This window comes from Nocardia glycosmidis (genome assembly GCF_052545115.1).
Genome location: NZ_JBQWRH010000003.1, coordinates 147,031 through 169,009, shown reverse-complemented (window position 1 = coordinate 169,009; position 21,979 = coordinate 147,031). Strand labels below are relative to the sequence as shown.

Genomic DNA, 21,979 nt, shown 5'->3' with positions numbered 1-21,979 from the left:
TCGCGTCGCCATCGGCATCGGCATCCGCGGCCGCCAGCGCCTCCAAATCCAGATTCGCGATGGCGCCCTCGTCCACACCACCCAAGAACGCATCGAGATCATCACCCTGCAACAGCTCCGGCTCGGCGGCCTGCTTCGCGGCGGCCTCTTCCGCCAGGCGGCGCTTCTCCGCCGCCGCCACCCGTTCCTCCATCAGGTTGGCGTTCTCGCGGATCGGGCCGCTCGGCGGGTGGCTCGCGACATTGTCGATGCTTTGCACTACGAGTTGACCGGCACCGGGCAGCACGCGCAGCGTGACCCGGACCGGGCCGGTGCTGTGCTCCAGGGAGTTCGCGACCGCCTCGCTGGTCGCCACCCACACCATTTGAAGGTGCACGGGTGCGTTGGCGCTCCAGCCGATGGCCGCGAGCTGATCCCGCAGCCAGCGACGCGCGATTCCGGCAGGACGGACGCGCTCGCTCTTGGCGTGGTCGTGCTCGTAGAGGTCGTCGGGACGTTCGGTATCCGTAACCTCCTCGCCAACGGTCGTTTCCGCATAGTGGCCGGGGTTCCCCTCGAATGCCGCACCGGACTGGGCGAGCCACGGCAGGATCACCGATCCGTGCATTTCGACGAACGCGTCCGCGAGCCGGATCGGGTGCGAACCCGGCTGGAAGGCCGGATCCTTCGTGTCGACGCCGGCGTAACCCAGATCGAGGTCCCGGTACCGCATCGCGGTGCCGTTCGCGTCGCGGGTGAATTCCAGCGTGACCCGGCCCGAGCCGCCGCGCGCGAGGTCGAGCGCCAACGTCACCGACAGCGTGTCGACCGGCCCGTCGGCGGTCTCCAGCTGCTGCGTGTCCACGGTCTCAACCCGCCTCGCGAAATGCGTTCCGGGGCCAGCTAACTGGAATGCCTGCGCGCCGCTGCTGTCGAGCAGATTGCCGACCGAGATCGTCGGGGTGCCGTCCATCCACAGGCTCGCAGGCTCGGGATCTACTGCGGCGGGAGCGTTCTCGTCGAACTCGAACCACACGGTCTTTGCGTTACCGTCGTCCGGCGCGGCATCGCCGTCCTCGATCGATGCCGGATGCTGTGGTGGCGCGGGCGAGTCCGGGCCGAGATCGTCGGAGTCCGCCGGCGGACGGCCGTCACCAACCATGTTGTCGACCAGGTCCGGCAGTCCGTCACGGTACGGCCAGGCGTCGCCGGTGATCTTGCCGTTGTCCTTGACCTCGGTGAACCTGTCCACCGCGCCCTGAATGGCTTCCGGTTCGAGGCCGTCCAGGATCGCGCGCACGTCCGCCTCGGTCGCCGACGCGACCAGCGCCATCGCGGCGGGGTGGAGGTCTCGGCCCAGCGCGTCGGCCACGAAGACCGACTGGGTCTCGAACTGGGCGAAGGAGTTCTCGTCCACCGGGAAGGTGGCTTCGTCGTCGGTCGATACGACACGACCGGACGGGGTGGTGATGATGTCGCCCACGTGGCGGTCGCGGTTGCCCGCGATGTAGTCGACAATCGCGATCATGTCGCGGATCAGCCGGTCGTGGCCGCGGACCGCACGTCCGCTCTCCGCGCCCGGCATGTACTCCTGGAGGATGCCCGTGCCCTTGCTGCCTTCCCACAGATAGGTGGGCGGCTTGAGGTGGAACTTCAGCAGCCGGTCGAGCAGATAGGTCTTGACCTCGCGCAGCGCGCGGCCCGAAGGCGGGATGCCCGCGGTGTCGGCGTCGCCGTGGAACGGCTTGTACACCCAGACGGTGTCGCTGCCCTCGAACGTGACCCGGATGAGCCCGTGCGAGCTGAGTGCGGTGTCGGTGAAAACGGATTCGCGAGCCGGCCCGAGGGTGCGCGGGTCGACCGGATCGAAACTCGCCTGATCAGAATCGGTTTCGGCCTCCGCGTCCATTTCGGAGTCGGCGTCGCCGACGTGATCGCCGTGAATGCGTCCGTTGGTGCGAATCTCGTCGAGCCGGTTCAGCACTCCCTCGATCTGGGTCGCGCTGAGTCCACCCTGTTCGAGCAGCTGACGCAGCCCCTGCGGCTCGATCGCCGCGACCTGATCCAACACCGCCGCGTCGATGGGCCGGAACAGCGAGGACGCGACGAAATCCGAGCTCTCCCAGAAGCCCGCGAGGTAGTCCACCACGCCGTGCGCGGCGCGTTGGGTTCGGGTGGCGGCGTCGAAGTCGCGGCCCGGTTCGAAGTCCGGGACGAACGCGCGCAGCACCTCGCGCACGACATTGCCCGCACCCCTGGGCTTTCCGCCGCCGCCCGGCGCGCGGTGCGCATGCGTATCTGGGCCGCTCTCGGGGTCGGTGCTCGGCGCCGCCGGATCAGTAGCGCCCGTCCTCGATACTCCCCCATCCGACTGCACCGGCGTGACAGTGGTCGGACCGGACGAGCCCTCGCCCACTGAGGGATCCACGGCCTGCGGGCCGACGTCTGAACCGCCGGGACCGGTGCCGGGATCGACCGGAGACCCGCCCTCGGCTCCGTCGTCGCCGTCGGTATCGGACTCGGGACCGTTCTGCTCCGCCCACGCGACACGACGCTGTTCCAGTCGACCGACGATCGCTTCGGTCAGTTCATCGAGCTGGACGGTGCGGTCACCACGGCCGGTCAAGCCCAGTTCACGCATTCCGTCACGGAAGTCCTGGTCCCAGAGCGCGTACACGGCCAACTCCACGGTGCTGTCACCGAATCGGCACAGCACATAGGACGGCTCGACATTCGTGCGGAGGCCGTGCAGCCTCCCGCGGTTGCGCCTGGCCGCGTGCAACAAGCCCGCTTCGATGTTGTTCTGCGCGACGTCGAGCACGCGGCCGTGCGCGCTGTGCGGGGCAAGCGCCTTCGCCAGTTGTGGAATGCGGCGACCGTCGACCGCTACGGCGAGCTCGCCCGGCACGTGCACACGGACATGACGCACGTCGGCGATGGCCGTGTGCAGTGCTGCCACAACCTCGTCGGACACGTCGTGATTCGACTCGTTCAGTTCGAAACGGTTGTCACCGAATGTGAATCGCACCCGACGATCACCGTGCTCACCGCTCTGTTCCATGACGACACGAACTTCGCCGCGGCTCTGACGCAATGCGTCCTCGACCATGTGAGCGAGCTCGAACCCCGCGTCATCGACCTTGCCGGAAGGCCAGTCCGCGAGTTGTCGCGCGGCCCAGTCCCATGCTCTGGATGCGTGCGTCGCAGTGTCAGCGTCGGTGTCGGTTATGTCGGCCGCACGCAGCACTAGGACCGCGTCCGGATCGGCCGGCGCATCCGCTTCCGCGGCGTTCACCTCGGCGGCGGTCGGGGCGGGCGCGGCGTTCGCAAGCAAACTGTTGTAGTGCTCCGCGGCCTCCAGAGCCCCGGCGTGGGTCAGCCAGTCGGTGTACCGGCCGAGCATTTCGGGATCGGTATCCGGCTCGCCGGACAGATCCCTCTGCTCCAGCACGGTTTCCAGGTCCGCGACCGAGGTTCGCAGTGCCTGAGCCAACTCGCGGGCGAGGCCGTCGCACTTGGCGCGCAGTCGGGCCAGTTGCGATGACCCAGTGGCCAGCGAGTCCGGATCCACGCGGAGCATACCGGCCATGTCGACCAGGTTTTGGCGGGCCGCCGCCAGCTGGGAGTTCGGGTCCCGTTCCGCCGCCGGAATCGGCGGGAGCGCGTCGGCACACAGGTCGACGAACGCGGCCAGTTCGGGCGATCCGGTCGCCGCCGCGGCGCGCCGCAGCTCGACCACGGAATCGCCGGAGCTCTGCGCTGAGAAGTCGACCAGCTCGGCGATCGCGAGCAGCTCCGCCAGTTCCTGCTGCGAATGGGTATTGGTGTCCTGCAGGCGCTGCACGGCCACCGGGTCGAGCACCCCGGTCCGCAGCGAATCAACCTGAAGTTCCTGAGTCGCGTTGTCCCACTGCATGCGCAGGCCGATCCACCGCCGCAGCTCCGGCAGCCGCCCGGCCTCCACCGCCCGCTGCCACGCCGCCGCATCCATGGCCCGCAGCTGTCCCTGCACCACATCCACGGCCTGGCGCAGCAGCCCGGGGCGCTGCATCAGCTCCGGGACCACCCCGAGCATTGCAGCCAGCTCCGCGGTCGGTGCTGCGGTTGCCGAATCTGCGTGCTGGTCCGACGGATTCGTGTCCAGTGGCTGCTGGCTATCCGTCAGCGCGACCGGTGGCGCACCCTTCATGCCGTCCCAGTAGACGCCATCCAGGACAAGCTCACCGAGGTACGGGTTGTCACCGGCGATGCGCACCAGCCGACTCGGCGTCGGATAACCGGTGGGCGTGCCCGCGAGGTCGCGCTGAAGTTGTCGCAGCAGCAACTGATCACGCGCCGACGCGGTTTCGAGCAGCACCTCGATGCGGGCGGTCAGGATGTCCACGGCCTCGTGTACCAGCAGCGGGTTCCACTCGTAACCGACACGCGCCCAAAAGATTCCGCCGTCCGGCTCGCCTGCCGTCACCAGGATGCGGTCGGCCCCGTTGCGCAGGTATGCGGCATCCACCGCCTCGACGAAGGCCCGGCCGAACCCTCGACCCTGATGCGCCTCATCGAGATGCAGGTCGACGTGGTGCACGGTCACGGAGCCGTCGGACTCGAATCTGTAGGCCTCGGTCAACCCGCCGACCTTGCCGCCGGACTCATCTACGACAGTTGCATGCACTTGAATGCCGTCGGCCAGGCGCCGCACCTGAAGATTCGCCAGACTGTACGGGCCGTACTGCCGGACGAGGCCGCTCAGCATGCCCTCCAGCTCCACAGCGCTTGCCCCGTTGGTGACTGCGTCGAGCACATCGTGCAACGAGGGCAGTAGCGGCTCCTCCGGGTTCGCTGACAGCGCCAGCGAATCACCATGTGCCGCAGCGGCTTCCCCCGCCAAGGTCAGCGCGGCGGCGGCCAGGTTCGGCGCCATGGGGTGGGCGTCGGCGAGTTCTTGCGCCAGCCCGGCCAGTCCCGCGATATCGGCGGGAAGCGGATCGGGTCGGCCGATCGCGTCCATAACCCGCGACAGTCCCTCTCGCACCGTCGCTTCCAGTTCCTGCGCCGGACCGATCGACTCGGCGGTCGGCAAACCCGGTTCTGCGAGCAGGGCGGTGACGGCCTCGTGCTGCTGCGCGAGGAAGTACTGCAGCTGCGGGTTGTCGTAGGAACTCGCCCACGCTCGCAGGTCGGCCATATCGGCCGTGGCCGTGTCCGGCGGATCGGCGAGACCGGCGTCGAGTGGCGCCGCGGCCTCGGAGGTAACCGCCTGGAGCAACTGCTCGTACTTGGCCCGATTGCGCGGCTGGTCAGGAGCGAAAGGTGCTGTATCGCCTCCCATTTCACGGTAGCGATGCTGCTCTGCCTGGAGCCCGAACAGATCCACCGGGTTGATATCGGGTCCGCGTTCGGCGAGATTCACCAGCCATTCGGCATACCGAGCGCTGCCCTCCCGGACCGCTGCCACCCAATCCGCAGCAGGGATGTGCAGGGCGTCGAATTCGCGGACTGCGCTGGGGAATTGCCCGTTCTGCTCCAACGACCAGTTCATCAAGATGCGCGACGCGCGGCCGTTGAAGTCGAGTGGGTGCAGCGACACGAACCTGCGCTGTAGCTCCGCGGCGAGTTCGAAGGGGTCGTACTCGGATCCACGCCGGGCCGCGTTGTACCAGTCACACAATTCCTGTAAAGCCTGGTCGACCTCCTCCTGCGACGCGTAGTTCGGGTAAACGATCACGCCGTGTTCGCCCGGCCCGGCAGGCGGCGGCATGTAGGACAGCAGCGGGTTCGCCTCGATGGTGGCGATCTGGTCCGCGGTCAGCGGCGTCGCCAGCACACCCATCCGCGGTGTCGGAGCACCGAACTCCATTTCCGGCGGTGCCGACATCGTCAACTGGTCGTGCATCGCGCGAATGAAATCGACGGTCAGCTCGTGGTCCCCGTGCTGCCGGGCGACCAGCCTGGCACCCAGGTGCCCCGCCCACCTGTGCTCGCCGAGCGCGGTTTCCGGCTGTGGCTGCTCGGCGATCACGGCAATGGCGAGATACCGCTCCTCGAGCAGCAGCGCCGCCTCGAGCAGCCGCCCTGCCTCTGTGTCGATACCGAGCGCGGACAGGTTGGCCGCGATCACGGCGTCGACCGAGGAACTCGTGCCGAAGTAGACGTGGTCGGCCGGCGGTGCCGCGTTCGGGTCGGCGAACTGCGGGGACAGCAGGATGGCCCGGCCGTCTTTGTACACCGTGGCCCACAGGGCGGTGGTTTGGTCGGTGCTGCTGCCGGTGAGGTGGGCCAGCGACACTTCAGTCGTGGTGGTGGTGGTGCCGCTGGCGAGTTGGGGGGTACCGGCGGGGGCCGGGGCCTGGAACCATTCGCGGCCGTCGGGGTCGACCCGGTTCAGGATGACCCTCTGCCCGTTGAGATCGAAAGTGTGAGTGCCGTCGGCGTTTTCGCCGATGTAGGTGAGGGCGGTGGCGTGGCCCATGGCGCCGTGGCGGTCGGCGGTGGTGCGCTGTTCGAAGAGGTAGGCGGTGGTGCCGGGGCCGGAGTCGAGCAGGCCGCGCACAAGGCGGGCGTGGGCGGTGGAGTCTGCGTCGGCGACGAAACCCTGCACCGGTGCGCCGTTGAGCTCGGGCACGATATCGCTCCACAGCACGCCCGCCAGCGAGGGCTCGAGCAGGTCGGCGTCGGTGACGGTGGTGCCCTGCGCCTGGTTGACGAACCGCGCGGCGACCGGCACGCAGTCGTTGTCGTGCTGATCGAGGTAGTACCGGGTGCGCGGAAAGGCGCCGTCACCGTCCACCTCGACGGTGACCGCCAGCACCTGCTCGCCAGGCCTCCCGGTGACACGCGCCGAGACGTGCACGCCGCCGCGGGCCAGATCGTGGTCGTTGGTCGTGAAGGACCGGGTGGCCCGGTGGACGATGTCCTTCACCTCGGCGAGCGCCTGGTCGACCTTGGCCGCGGGCCAACCGCCCATGACCGCGCGCAACCTGCTGTCCACCCCGTCCAGGCCCTGCACGCCGTAATACAGCGGGAGCGCGAACTGGCGGGTGCGCGCCGGATCGTTGACGTTCGGGTCCAGCCCGGAGGTGAAGTCGAGCGGGTCTGCGCGGCGGCCGGTCAGCCGCTGCCACAGCGTGCGCTTGCCGGGCAGATGCGGGCGGTTGGCGTCCCAGTCGTAACCTGCGGCCTTGGCGGCCGCATGCGCCTGATGCCCGGTCGCCTTCGGATTGCGCGCCTGGAACTCCGCTTCGAACAGCGCGCTCTCGAGCGCGATGATGTCCTCACGCACCGGGTGTCCGGCGATCAACCGGTTCCACATCGCGACGACGTCGGCGATCTGGTTGACCTCGGAATTGCGCAGCAGGTAGTCGCGCGCCCGGTTCAGGTTCCGCACCACCTCGTCGGGGGTGCGGATGTTGCCCGCGTGATCACGCAGCCAGGTCGAGCCGTCGGACCGCTTGGGCATGTGCGTGCCCTTGGGGTCGCGCAACCAGGCTTTACCCGGGCCACGCACCCAGCGCTTGGGGTCGCCGCCGGAGTAGGTGTCGGGGTCTGCGAGCGCGTTGTCGACGATCTGGGCGAGCAGGCTGTCGTGCTCGTGCACGCGATTGTGTTCGAACTCCGCGTAGGCGGCGTCGGTTTCCAGCTGAATCCGCTGGCGCGCAGAATCATTGGCGCGCCACTCGGCGGCGAGCGACTCCGGGATGTCGATGCTCTCGCCGGTGTACGGGTATGCGGTCGTGCCGTCCAGACGCGCCTGCTCGGAGTTCAGCGCGAGCGGCGCCAGCTCCTCGCGGTGCAGCGCCTGCGGGTCGGGCTGACCGTCGTTGAACCAGGCGTAGGTGCGGGTGCCGCGCAGCACCGGGATCAAATGGATCCACTTGCCGTCGCGCACGGCCGGAATCCATTGCGTCACATCGGCCATAGCCTGGGCCACATGCGGATGCCGGTTCACGAAGCCCACCGACAGCGGCAGTGGAATCGACTGCCCGTGTGCGGTGTTCGCGGGCAGCCACTGGGTGGTCCGCAGGATGGTCCGGCCGATCCAAGGACGGTTCTGGATCAGATTCTTCACCCACGGATGGGTCGGTATCCGCTGGAGGATGCCGATGACCAAGATGCGGGCGTGGAACAGGTTGAGGCCGACGTCCGAGCTCCAGGCGTTCACGCCATCGGGGACGTTGTAGATCGTCTTCGAGAACGGCAGGTTCTGCGGAAACAGGAATGCCGGAACCTCACCCGGACCGAATTCGTGCAACCCCGCCATGATCTTGTCGAAGGTCGGAATCATCGACACCTTGAACAGGAACGGCGGCTGCGGGTCGGTCCACTTCTCCTTCTCCCACTTGCGTGGGTGCTTGCCCGGATCCCAGGCGCCCGCGCGCTGGGTGGGTTCCGCATCGGTGGACGGCAGATCGACGGTGCTCTGGTAGTGGCCCTGCGCGTCGAGCTGTACCTGCGTGAACCGCACGGTGAGCGGCGTGGTGTCCGACTTCGCCATGCCCAGCAACAGATTCAGGTCGGTTCGCGCCGATAGCGTGGCTCGCAGCGCCTGCCGGTAGGCGTTGACGTCGGTATCGGTGCCGACGACCACGATCTCGCTGTCCCCGAACAGCCCGGTGGGCTCCGCGGCCGGCCGCACACCGACCCGCTCCGAGATCGGCAGCAGGCCGAGGTCGTTCATCGCGTCCAGCGCGGCCTGCCGCTCGGCGAGTTCGCTCCGTTGCGTTTGCGCGTCCTTCAGCTGCTTGGCGACCTCGCGCAACTGCTGCACCAGCTCGGCACCGGGTTCCCGCGGGCCCTGGTACCGCGGGTTCAGGTGGTCCGTATCGCTGATCTGGAAGACCTGGGCGAGCGCGGCCCGCGCATTGGTGGCGGAGATGATCTCCGTGGTCAGCGCGGACTTCAGCAGGGTCAGATCGCCCGGCGGCAGCTTCTGCCGCAGCAGTTCCAGCGAGCGCTCCACCTCGCTGAGTGCGTGCGTGGCCTGGCGGAGTTTGGCGCGGGCGGCGGCCAGATCCTGGTTCCGCGCCCTTTCCGCCTCCGGGGTGTCGACCGTGTCGGCTTCGAGCAACCGGATGCCCGCGCGCAGCTTGTCTTGCAACGCCTTTCCGCGTTCGATCTGCGCTTCCAGCGTCTGCTGGACCTGCTCGGCGGTCTCGATGCGGTCGCGCAGCTGGAACGCGGCCTCGAGGTTGTCCACGAGGTCGATATCGGAGCGGAACTGCGCGATCTCGGTGTCGCCGCCCAGCTGAGCAGCCAGCTGCGCCTCGAGCGCGTCGATGCGGGCTTGCAGGTCGCTGCCCTGCTGCGTGATCGAGGTCTGCCACACCTCGATCGCCGCGGCGCGCGCGGCCTCCGCCGCACCGGTTGCCGCAACGCGCTGCTCGATGTCGGCCGCCAAGCTACTGGCCAGCTCGCGATCCCCGGCGTTCTGCGCGGCCATGGCCTGCTGCCGCAGATCCGCAATCTCGGCGCGCAGGTCGGCTTCGCCCGCCACCGCGGCGGCCATCTCGGCGCGCAACCGAGCCACCTCGGCCGCCGGGCTGGGTGGCGCGTTGGCCGGCGGCTGCCGATGCGCGGGAATCGGGGCGTTCGGGTCCGGCGTCTGGCCGATGGCGAGATCGGCGGCGGGCTGCGCGGCGTTGAAGTCGCCGAAGTTCGCCACCCGCTGTCCACCCTTCCAGGCGACCGCCCAGGTGGCGGCGGTCTCGTAGCGGTTGCCGCCGGTCAGCTCGGCCAGCGAGACGCGGGTCCCGTCCGGGGCGACGAACCATTCCAGGTTGCTGCGCTTGGAGCCGATCTCGTCGTAGGTCACCCGTCGGCCGTCGATCTCGAACTGGTTGCCGCCCAAGTACTTCACGGTGTAAGAGTGCGCGCCGACACCTTGCTGATCGACGGTCCAGCGCTGGTCGAGCACCCAGGCGATCGCCCCGGGGCCACCCTGCTCACGCAGCGCTTGGATCAGCCGCACGTGGCCGCGGGCGTCACCGTTGTCGAACGCGCCCGGCTCGGCGCCGCGCAGCATCGGCCGCACGTCCTGCCACTCTAGGCCCGACAGGTTGCCCGACAGCGGAATCGGGACACCGACAATATCGCCTTGATCGGCCAAGACGCGGCTGAGCGAGTCGGAGACACAGGTGTTGATCGCCGCCGGGCCCGCGGGATCGATCTCGCTGGTGTAGTAGGTCACCAACGCCGAAAGGGCCACGATCTCGGCGGCGGTCCGGCGGACCTCGGCGCGCAGTTGCTGGTGCAGTGCGGTCAATGTGTCCGGGTCGCGGACGAACAGGTCAGCGAACTTCTCGGTCTTGAACTTGCCGAAGGCCGCCTTGTACTGCGCGTCGGTGGCGTTGTAGATGTCGGCGCCGTGCAGGCGCACCCAATCCTGGTCCGGCACCGGCACCCCCGGCACGGTGGTGGAACCGGCCAGTTGCAGTTGGACGAGCAGCAGATCGACGTCGGCGATCATGGCGTCCAGATGTGCGGGGGCGTCGGCCAGGTTGATCGGGGCGATGTCGTCGGCCACCCGCGGGTCTCGGGTGAACAGTTCCGGGTCGGCTTCCAGCTTCGCCAGGAGGGCATCGACCTGCTCGGCCAGCTTGGGTTTCGCGGTCTTCAGTGCCTCCAGCGTGGCCTGGGGGTCGGTCGCGAGGTCGGCCCGGGACAGCTCCAGTTTGTTCAGCGCGGTGTCGAGCTGGTGGTAGGCGTCGAGGGCGTGCAGGGTGCGCGCGTACTCGACCAGCGCCTCGATCTGCGCGGCGCGCACCTCGTTGCCGAAACGCAGCCGCTCCAGGGTGGCGTTGATCTGACTCGGACTCAGATCGACCCGGCCGATCGGCAGGCGACCCACCAATTCCGTGATCGCGGCCTCGATTTCGCCGGGTGACATCCGGGCCAGGTCCAGCGCCGGGCCGCTCGGCTCCGCCTGCGCCGAATCGGTGACCGTCTGCCAGGGGCCACCCTCGTAGCGCACCGTGGTGACGGTCAGGTTCCGGCCGCCGAAATCTTCGGAGATATGGCGCACCGCAGGGGAATCCACCGCCGCGGTTGCCACCCGCCACGTACCGCCGACCTCGCGCGGCCACGCCACGCGGTACTCGACCTCGAGGCTGCCGTTGTCGATCAGCTCCACCAGCTCGGAATTCGCCGGATCGGCCAGCGCCTTCGCCAATGCCGCATCATGATTCATCGCGTTGTCGATGACGACCAGCTTCATCGGCGACCCGGCCAGCCCGATGCCAGGGTGGTTGACCGGATCGATCAGGAACCCGCCGCTGACCCGGATCCATTCGCTGCCCGCGATATTCGCCATCACCTCGGCGTGCTGGCCGAAATTGTCGTCGGCGTCGAGGAACTGCTGCGCCTGCCGCTGGAAAGCGGTGACGGCGTCTTGCAGGTCGGTGAGCCGCGTCTGCAACTGCGCAAGAACATTCGGGTTCTCGGGGTCGACACCTAGGAGGTGCGCGCGCTGATCCAGCTCGGTGCGGATGTGGTGGCGGCGCAGCGCCTCCTCGAAGAACCTGCGGCCCTCCGGCGTATCGCGGTGCGACAGATCCCACCACATGCGCCCGCCCTGCATGTTGTTGTTGACGCCCGTCCAGCGCAGGGTGCCGGTGCGTCCACTCGTCGCCGCGGCGGCCTCGGCCGCGTACCGCTCCAGCGGGCTCGGGCGGTTGATGACCGCGGCGGGCAGCAGATGCGACAGATCGATATCGGTCCGGAACGGGATATCCGCGTTCTCGGCGTCGTATCGGGCGAGCGCGGCCTCGAACGCCTTCGTCGAAACACTCTCGCGAGTCAGCAGATACCGCGCCTGCGCGACGGCGGTACGGACCGATTCCGAGCTCAGATCCGGTATCTCGATGCCGAGCGGGCCCGCCAGCACCAGCAGCGCCCGCGCCTGTGCGTACAGCTCCTGCGCGGCCTGCGCGACCTCACGGCCCCATTCGGCGAGATCGTCGTGGGCCGGCACCGACGGGGTGTGCTCGGCGTCGGCGGAGACCGGCGGCTCCAGCGAGGCGTCGATGCCTGGCGCGGGCTGCGCCGACGGCAGTGCCTGCGGCACCGGCAGCCCCGCGAGGAAGCGGCCGGCCAGTCCGAGACGGCGGAGTTCGGCCTCGTGCTCGCTGATCCGCTGCGGGTCGGCGTCCTCGCGGGCGTAGTCGTAGACATCGCCGGTGCGCGAGACGGGCCCGTGCGATTCCGCGGAGGTGACCTGACCGAGCAGGAATGCCTTGATCTTCGGCCAGTTGCGCTTGAGGTTGACCACCTCGCGCGCGGTGACCGCGGGGTTGGCCTCGAAGTTCCCCCAGAAGTCGCTGTCGGCCAGGTGACCGACAGTCTGGACCGTGAACGACTGGCCCGCCGACACGAGCTCCGACGGCGGATGCTGCGGGTTGACCACACCCGGCAGGTCCCGCAGGGTCCGGAGCACACCCGGGGCGGCCCCCGGCGCCTTGACGATCGCGGCGATGGGCACCTCCGGTGCCGCCAGGCGGGTGGCCGGTTCGACCCGCCAGCCGCCGGAACCGTCCGGGGTCAGCTGAACCGGGATTCGTTCGCCACCGACCTCCAGGTCGATCCGTACCGGGCCGCCCGGTGTCCGACCCGCTTGCAGCACCTGGGTGACATCGGCCAGATCCGCGACCGCCTGGGCGCGGGCCAGCGTTTCCGACCGCAGCCGCTCCATGGTCTCGGTGAGGTTCGCCGGCGCCAGGCCGTTGTTCGGTATCGCGAGCAGGTCGGCCCAGACTTCGACGATCTTGCCGATCTCGGTCCGCTGATCCGGGTCCAGCGCGAGATCGCGTCTGCCCACGGCGGTCGCCAATGCTTCGATCGCGCCCGCGCGCAACAGGATTCGATAGCGCTCCTGCGCGACGGTGCTCGCGAGATTCGCCGGATCCCGCTGCTGCGCAGGGAGATTCAGCTGGTCCGCGAGCGAATGCTGAGCCTGCGCCATAGTGAGCGGGCGTGGCGGGTCGGCTGGATCGGGCGGCGAGACCAGCGGGCCCGCGACGGCATCCGGGTGCGCGAGCGGGATCGGCGGCGCCGGTTGAGTTTCCGGCGGCTGTCCGATCGACCGCTGGAACGCCTCGGCCGCGTCGCGCTGGGCGAGGAACTCGGCGTCGGACGGATCGGACGGGTAGCGCCAGTAGCGCTCCCCGGGGAACTGCTCGTCCGCTGTGAGCGTGTCGAAGTTCGTCGGGAACAGCATGTGCTGGTCGGCCAGGCCATCCGGCGAAGCGTCCAGGAAGCGGCGCGCCAGCGCCATCTGCGCCAGGTCCTGCAGCGCGGACTGCGGATCCGGCAGTGCACCGAGAGTTTCCGCGAGACCGAGGCGCTCGGCGAGGATCTGCGCGTACGTCAGATGCGCAGCGGAAGGCTCGGCACCGGATTCCGGTTCGGTGCGCAGGCTCAGTGTTTCGTCGAAGAACCGTGCCGCCTGATGCACCGGGTCCTCGGGTCGGCGCGGCGCGGGCGGATCCTGGCCGATACGCAGGTCGGCGTCCGGCATCGGACCCTCGCCGCCGAGACCCGGGACATGCGCGTCGTTCTGGAAGACGCTCGCCCAGGTGGCGGCGGTCTCCGCCGGTGTGCCACCGGTCAATTCGGCCAGCGACAGCAAATCGGTGCCGCCATTGGGGCCGAGGTCGAACAGCTGCTCCTGGCCCTCGGCATCGATATCGGCGAGCAAAACCCGCTGGCCGTCCACGTCGAAGACGTCGCGCCCCAGGTAGGTCACGGTGTAGGCGTGGCCGCCGACCCCGTAGTCGTCGACGGTGGTCCGCTGGTCGATCACCACGGCCGACGCGCCCTGGCCCTGCGCGCGCAAGGTGGTCAGCAGGCGGGCGTGTGCGCCGCCCTCCTCCCCCGGCAGGAACGGCTCGGGCTGCGCGGTGCCGAAGTGGTTCGACAGATCCGCCCATGGCACGCCGCTGATCCGGCCGGGATCGACGGCGAACCCGCCGAGCACGTTCGGGTGCCGCACGACCAGCTGGTCGAAAGCTCTTGGCACACAGTGGTTGATGGGGGTGCCGCCGGTGGGCAGGCAATAGTACGTCTCGGCCAGCGCGGCCAAGGCGGCGAGATCGGTGGCGTCCTGGCGGACATCGGCCCGCAGTTCCGCCAGCGCCGCAGCGATCTGCTCCGGCGTGCGCAGCGTGGCCACGTCGAGCCGGCCCGCCCGGAAGTTTTTGTAGATCGACTCCAGCTCGGACGGTGTCGCGGTGTCCACATCGATGCCGAGCAGGTGCACCCAGTCGGCGTCCGGGTCCGGGATGCCGGGCTCCGGCCCGGGCCGGGTCTGGCCGTGCCTGGCCAGCGCCAGGAAGTCCGCGAGATCGTCGACGAGCAACCCCACCTGAGCGTGGGTGTCGTGATGCATCGGCAGGCCGCCGGGCCGCAACTGATCCTGCGTGTCGTAGAGGTTCGGATCGAAATCGACCAGGTCGGGGTCCTGGCTCAGCAGCCTGGCCAGCGCATCGAGCTTCACCGCCCGTTCGGGATGCCGCTGCTTCAGCTCCTCGACCGCCGCCAGCGGGCGTCCGCGCAGCTCTGACCGGTTCACCTCGGCTTCGTGCAGCGCCCGTTCGAAGGCGTTGAAGCGGGCTACATTCACGTGCAGGCGGGCCAGATCGGCCATGGCCTCGATCCGCACCGCGCGCAACCGGTTCGCGGCGCGCGCGGCGTCGAGGGTGTCCGCGACGCGGTCCGGGGCCAGATCGGCCAGCTGCACACCCTGTCCGGCCGCCGCGTCCTCGACGCGGGCCACCAGCTCCGCGGTCGACAGCGTGGCGGGGTCGGGCACTGGAATCCCGTTGTCCGGCAGCGTGAGCGCGCTTTCGCTGGGGATGACCCGCCATGGGCTGTCGTCGTCGTCGCGGACCATGGTGAGCTCGAGCCCGCGACCGTCAACGGCACCGGAGAAATGCCGGACCTGCGGCGCGTCCACCTCGGCCACATGGATGACGCCGGTGCGGTCGGCCCAGGCGACCCGGTATTCGAGCTCCAGCTCGCCCTGGGTCAGCATCTGCGCGATATCGGTATTGCGCGGGTCGGCGAGCGCGTTGGCCAGCTGCTGGTCGTGATCGCCGCCGTCGTTGATCACCACCAGGCGCTGCGGATCGCCGTCCAGCAGGCCGATACCCGGCGCATTGTCCGGATCCAGCAGGTCGCCGCCCTGGTCGAGCAACCATCGGTGCCCCGCCGCGGCCGCCATCTCCTCGGCGATCCGGGCGAACTCGGTGTCGGCATCGGTGTAGGCGGTTGCCAGCTGCGCGAATTCGGTTGCCTGTCGTGCCAATTCGGCAGCGCGGTCATGCAGCGCGGTCAGCGCGCGGGCGACATCGGCCGGGCTGTGCTCGGCCGGATCGACATCGAGCAGGTTGGCCCAGGTGCCCAGTTCGGCGCGCACCTGTTCGCGCTGCATCGCCTCGAGGAACGCCTCGCGGGCCTCCGGGCTCGGGTTGCCCTCCGGATCCCACCAGAGCTTCAGCCGCGTCGGATTGTTGTTGACGCCACTGGCTTCGGAGTCCGCACCGGGCAGACCGGCCGCAACGGACTGCTCGCGCATATAGCGCTCGAGCGGATCGGGACGCATGTCGTTGGTCGGCAGATAGCCAAGGCGCTCGTTCTCGTTGTGGAACCGCGTGGCGGCCTCCGCGTAGGCCGCTGCCGCCGCGGCCTGCCGCATCGCACGGTAGTTCGCCTCACCGACCGCGGTGCGGACCGCGTCGGGGCCGAGATCGGCCAGCGACAGCGACAGCACGTCCGCACCCTCGTAGAGCGCGATACCGGCGGCATTGCGGGCGGCGATGGCGTCGCCGAGTTCCGCGCCTCGGCGCGCCAGATCCGGATCGGGCGCCGGGCCTTGCGGTTCCGCGTCCGGAACCGGCGGCACCACGTCCTCATCGATACCGGCGCGCTCGCCGGGCGCAACCGGATCCGGCGCCTGCGGATCACCGATCCGGGGACCGGCCGAGTAGTTGCCGGTGACCATGGCCCAGAACGCCTCGCGGCCCTTCCACAGCTTCGATGCCTGCAACGCGAAGAACGCCGGATCCCAGTCGAATCCACTGACATCGGCCGCCGGGTCACCGGAGAACAACTCGATATCCGCGCCGAACGCGTTGTAGAGATCGGTGTTGTTCCCCGAACCGAGCGCGTACTGGATCGGCCGGCCGGTGCCGTGGCTGCCGAGGTGGGTGCGCAGGAACTTCATCGCCCGCTTCCACCGGCGCTGCGGTTGCGCGTCGGGGTCGCTCGACGAGTCCGGCACCGGCGGCGGCGCCAGCGGCTCGGCGGGCCGCACCCGCCACCCTCCGGCACCGTCGGCGGTCAGCAGCACCGGCACCCGTTGACCGTCCATTACCACCGTGTACCGGCGGGTCTCGTCCTCGGCCACCTGGGCGGCCCGGCCCTTGACCGCGTGCACCGCCTGGGCGACATCGGCCAGATCGTTCAGGGCGACGGCGCGGGCCAGCACGTTGTCGCGCAACCGCTCCAGCGTCGTGTCGACCTGGCCCTCAGCCAGGTCGCTTTCCGAGAGCTGGAGCAGATCTGCCCACTGGTTGACGATCTTGGTGAGATCCGCTCGCTGGTTCGGGTCGACGGCGGCATCCAGCCGGGCCTTGGCGTACGCGAGCGACTCGATCGCGCCCGCCCGCAGCATGGTCCGATACCGCTGCTCCGCGATGGTTTCCGCGAGATTCGCCTGGGTCACCTGGTCGGCGATCAGGCTCAGCTGACGCAGCAGCTGCGCCTGCGCCGACTCCGGCGCGAGCGGTTGCGGGGCTCGGGAATCGGGCCGGGCCTGCGCTGGCCCCAGCACGGGTGCGATCGCATCCGGCACGGCGATCGGCATGGCGGGCGCCGGGGAATCGGGATCGACAACTGGCAGGGCGTGGGCTTCGTCGCGCTGCAGGGCGAAATCTGGATCGCTCGGATCCGGCGAGTAGTTCCAGTACCGCTCGCCCAGATGCTGCTCGTCGATGCTCAATGGAGCGAAATCGGCCGGGCGCATGATCTCGTTCATGCGCCCGGTCGAATCGAGGAATCCGCGCGCCCACGCCATTTGGGCCAGATCCGCAAGGATCGGGCGCGGGTCCGCGAAGCTCGACAGCGCGTCGCCGAGGCCGAGTGCCCGCGAGAGACGGGTCAGGCGGTCGCGGTCGGTGTCGGTCAGCGGGGACGGGTCGCCCGTCGGCGTCGTCTGGCGAGCCGGGATCGGCTGCGGACCGGACGCCGATTCGGCATCATGGTCCGGAGTTTGCTGCGCCTCGGGATCGGGCTGCGCTGCCGGGTCCGGGGTCTGCTGCGTATCCGGGTCCGGCGTGGGCTGAGCTGCAGGCTCCGGGTTTTGCTGCGAATCCGGGTCCGGCGCAGGCTGATTGGCGCCGTGCTCTTCGTCGCGCCTGCGCTGCTCCTCCTCCTGTCGCTGTTCATCCATGAAGCGCCGGAGGTCGCGCATCGGATCCCGCCGACCCTGATCGTCGCCGACCCGCGGCAGGTCCCGATCGTCATCGTCGTGGCCCTGGGTGGCGGCACCAACCGCGAGCGGGCGCACCGCGAGCGGGCGCACGGAGTTGCCGTTCGCGTCGTAGACCATGACCCAGGTCTTCTTCGCGTCCGGCAGATTGCCGGGGTCGAACTCGACCGGGCCGCCCGGATGCTTGTACGGGTCGTCGACCATGATCTTGCCGGTCGCGGCGTCGTAGTACATGACGTACGCGTGCGCACCGACGCCGTGTTCATCGACCGTTGGGTTCTCATCGACGACGATGACCGTCGCCTTGCCTTTCATGAAGTCCAGCGCCTCGGCGACCGCCTTGTGCGGCGACTTACGCTTGCCGACCTTGACCTCGGTCGCCTGGGAATCGGCGCGCTCTTCGAGCCGGCGCATGGACACACCGTCCGTGCCGACATCGGTCGGCACGGTGATGTCCGGGTTACCGGTGCGCTGGCGTGCCCGGTACAGCGCCTGCTCGGAACACCCGTTCTTCCGCACCGGGGGCCGATCGGTGTCCAGGAACGACTCGTTGTCGGGCGCTTGGAATTCGGTGGTGCCTGCGGCGATGTTCTCCAGCCGGTACATGCGATCGACCGGCACGCCGTTGTCCGGCGGCTTCGGGCCGGTGGTCTCCGGGGCGTTGAACTGGTGGAACAGGCCGTTGGCGTGATCCTGGATGTGCACGCGGACGTCGTCGCCGAAGTGCTTCCCCCGGATCAGCGGTTTGTCTTCCTCGCCGGAGAAACCGATGAGCACGACATCGTCGACCAGGCGCTCCAAACGCCCCTTGTGGCCGGACGATTCGACCACGTCGACGCCGTAGCCGCGCGCGATGATCTTGTTCGAGATTGCGATCTCGGGTTGCCCCTGCGCCACCCGCCCTTCGTTGAGCGCTGCCCGAGTCGCGCTGAAGGCGGCGAGATCCCGGGCGAGCAGCTTGCCGCCTTGACGGGCATGCCAGGTGGTAATGGACTGAGCCTTGTTCGGCGTGCCATAGCCGACCCACGCGATCGACGCCGCCGACTCGCCCTGGCGTAGTCGACCGGCGGTCACCTGATACTGGCTGGCCATCTCGCTCACGGTGCTGCCGATATTGGCCAGCGACGCGTCCCGGCCCGGGACGTGCCAGGACACCAGGGTCGCGGTATCGATGTCGCCCATGGCGATGGCCGCCCGGCCGCTGCCGTTGAACGCGGTGGAGTCGAAGGCCATCACGTACACCGGCGTATTCGGTGCGACGGTTCGAGCCACGCCCTCCGCCATGGCGATCGCCTCTCGGGTACGCAGCAGGTTCACCAACTGCTTGTGCGAGGCGGAGTCCAGCTTGCTCTGCCGAATCAGACTCCTGAGCTCGTTCTCGACGCGCTTGACCGTCTTCGCGGTTTCTGTGCGAGCTTCGTTGATCCGCTGTTTGGCTTCGGCTCGTTCTTGGGCGGCCTGACGGCGTGCCGCCGCCTTCTCCGCCCGGCTGCTGTCCGGATCGACCTGTGTCCGTGCCCGCGGCTGCTCGGCTTTCGCCTGCGCCGAGGCGGCCGCCGCCTGCTGTTGCTCGGCCAGCAGACGCACCATTTGCGCCTGTTGGGCTTCGGTCAACCCGCTGCGGGCAATCAGACTCTGCGACTCCCGGACGATCTGTATCCGGTTGGCGATATCGACATCCGGAGTGGGGATGCCCGGCGCATTGATGCCGAAGCCGGCCGGATGCACTTGAAGCAGGACCAGCTGCTGCTCCGGCGTGATCGAGTTCCACCGCTCGGAGTTTTTGCGCGCCAAGGCATCCGCCTCGGCCTGTGTGGCCTTGGGGTCGAGCTGGAAATCGGCGGGCTTCGGCTTGCCCTCCATGCTGTCGAGGATTTCGGCGGCCTCCTGCTTTTCCGCGTCGGTCGGCGGTCTGGCGTCGGGGCGGCGCGGGCGAGCGGTCTCGTCGGTGTCGGAATCCTGGCCCGCCGAATCGTCCGGCTGGTTCCGGGTTTCCGGATCGCTGTCGGTATCCGTGTCGGTATCGGTATCGGTGTCCGTGTCGGGGTCGGGGTCGGTGCTTGTATCCGGATCGGTACTGGGGCGTGCCGGAGCGGGGGCCGCCGGGGTGGGCGACGGAGGCGGCGGAACCAGCGCGGAATCCTCATCGACATCCGGACGCGCCGCCGGATCCTCGTCGCCGTCCGGGCGCGCGGGCGCACCCTCGTCACTGTCGGGACGCGCCGGAGCATCCTCGGCGCTGTCCGGCCGCGCCGCCGGGTCCTGATCGCTCCGGGGACGCGCGGGCGCACCCTCGTCGCTGTCGCTCTGTGTCGCCGGATCCGAAGTGCTGTCGGTCCGCGCCTGGACGGCCTGCGGATCGCTCTCCGGTGTGACCTGCACCTGACTGTCGGCGTCGCTTGTCGCGTTCACGGTGGTATCCCGTTGCAGCGCTTCACTATCCGAGACCTGCGTCTGCACCGGACTGGCCGGGGTGGCACCGGGGGTCGCGGCCCGAGCGGACGAGCCCGCGCGCGACGCGGGTGCCGACTCGGCGTCGGCACTCGGGGCGACGTCGGACGTGCCGTCGTTGAAACCGGCGACGGAGGTGTCCCCGGCGCGGGGCACACCCGGCAGGTTGGGCGTCGACGGCCGCCCGGCGCCCGGCTGTCCGGTGGCGGTGCTCGACTGGCCCGTTGTCGGAGACGTGGAGGTGGACGCCGGCGCGGACGACGAGCTGCCCGGCGCGACATTGGACGCGCCCGTGCTCATGGACGCCCCTGGCGCCGACATGCTCGCACCGGGCGCCGTCGACCCCGGCGCGGCCGCTCCCGGCGCTGTCGTTCCGGCCCCGTTGGTGGCAGTGTTCGCGCTCGAGTTGGGGTCGCCCGAAATACCTGCGCCAGTGCCTATTTGGGAATCGGCCAGCGGTGTACCGGCAAGGTTGTCGACCGCGCCTGGATCGGTGACCGGGCTGACCTGCGCGGGCCCCGCACCGGGATCCGTAACACCCGCGCCCGGGTCGGAAACACCCGCGCCCGGGTCCGAAGTACCCGCGCCCGGGTCCGAAACAACCGCGCCCGGTGCCGCACCCGCTCCAGCACCGGAATCCGACACCACCGAGCTGGGATTGTCGGCCGCCGAACTCGAATCGCCTGCCTGGGGAGCCGAACTGCTCTGGTTTCCAACAGAATTCGACGAATTGCTTTCGTCCGCACCTGCTTCCGAGCCCTGCTGACCAGCCTGTTGACCCGCCTGCGGTGCGGCCCCGGTCTGCTGCTGGTTGCCCGCGCCCGAGTCTGCGGCCTCGGCCCGCGGCGCGTTCGTGTCCTGCCCGGCCTGCGGTGCGGAGGTATCGCCGGCACTGGCGGTGTTCGTGCCAGGACTGCTGTCCCCGGCCCCATTCTGGTTTCCGGCACCGTTCTGGCTTCCGGCACCGTTCTGATTTCCCCCGCCCGAATTATTCGCGGCACCAGCGGGATTGGACGGATCGGTCCCGTTGGCCGACCCGCTCGGCGGCGACGCGGTACCGTCCGGCAGGGTCACGTTGAAGTTGCCGCCGTTGAAGTTCCCGCCGCCGACGTTGGGCGCACCCGCGTACTGCCGATGTCCCCGGAAACTCGACGCACCGGATGGAATCGCGCCCGACAGGCCGCCACCGACGAACGACTCCGGAGTCCACTGGCCGGTCAGCAGGCCTGCGGCCGTCGCACCGACCACACCCGCGCCGATACCGACCAGCCCACCGCCCATGGCGCGGGTCCACCGGTTGTCGCTCATCATCATCCGGTTGAGCGCCGGAATATGGCCCATACCATGACCGGCGCCGCCGCCCGCCGCACCCGCCGCGAACGAGACACCAACGTCTTTCAGGTAGTCGCCCAAGTTGAAGGGCTGCGACTTCAGGCCCTCCGCCTTGAGGATGTAGTGGGTAGCGGCTTCCTCGATAGTGCTCTGGACGACCTCGACGAAACCCTCTTGAAGCATCTCGTAGACAATTTTGGGCAGGACGTCGCGCGCCGCCTCGGACAGGAAGCGCTGACCGATTATTCGGGCGATCCCGCTCTCCAGCATCTCGCCGATCCACCGGAAGGCGGCGCGGGTGGCAGCGATCGCACCGGCCTCGGCGGCGGGCGCGGCCGGGCCAGCGGCCAGCGCCCAGGCCAGCTCGATGACCAGCCAGCCGAGCGCGAAGATCGCGCTCAAATGGTTGCTGTGGACCTCGCCGGTGAAGTCGTCGACCGCGGTGGCCAGCTGGTCGAAGGACTTGCCCATCAGCTCGATGGAGCCGTGCTTCGGGTCTTCTCCGTGGATTACGCTCTGGAGCGACTCGAATATCTTCTCGCCGCCGCTGCCCTGCGGGTAGGACACGCGGACCGATTGGCTGGCGGTATCGGCCTCGCCGATGGCCTGCTCGAGGATCTCCCGGCCGACCTCACGCAGCACATCCGAGATCCCGTCCAGGTCGTTGGGATCGATGTGGGTGATCTCCGCACCCGCCACCCACCCGACCCAGGCGAACTCGTCGGGAATATGCCAGTAACCCAT

Annotated in this window: 1 protein-coding gene (cut by a window edge); it reads right to left on the bottom strand. The window is 69.2% G+C overall.

Translation table 11 applies throughout. The annotated features are described in order from the left end of the window. Positions 1–21,979, bottom strand: the 5' portion of a protein-coding gene (locus ACT86A_RS04865; protein ID WP_445090780.1) for a LuxR C-terminal-related transcriptional regulator. Its footprint begins 10,994 nt before the window's first position; 21,979 of the gene's 32,973 nt are visible here — the first part of the coding sequence; the start codon lies at positions 21,977–21,979; its stop codon lies off the left edge, out of view.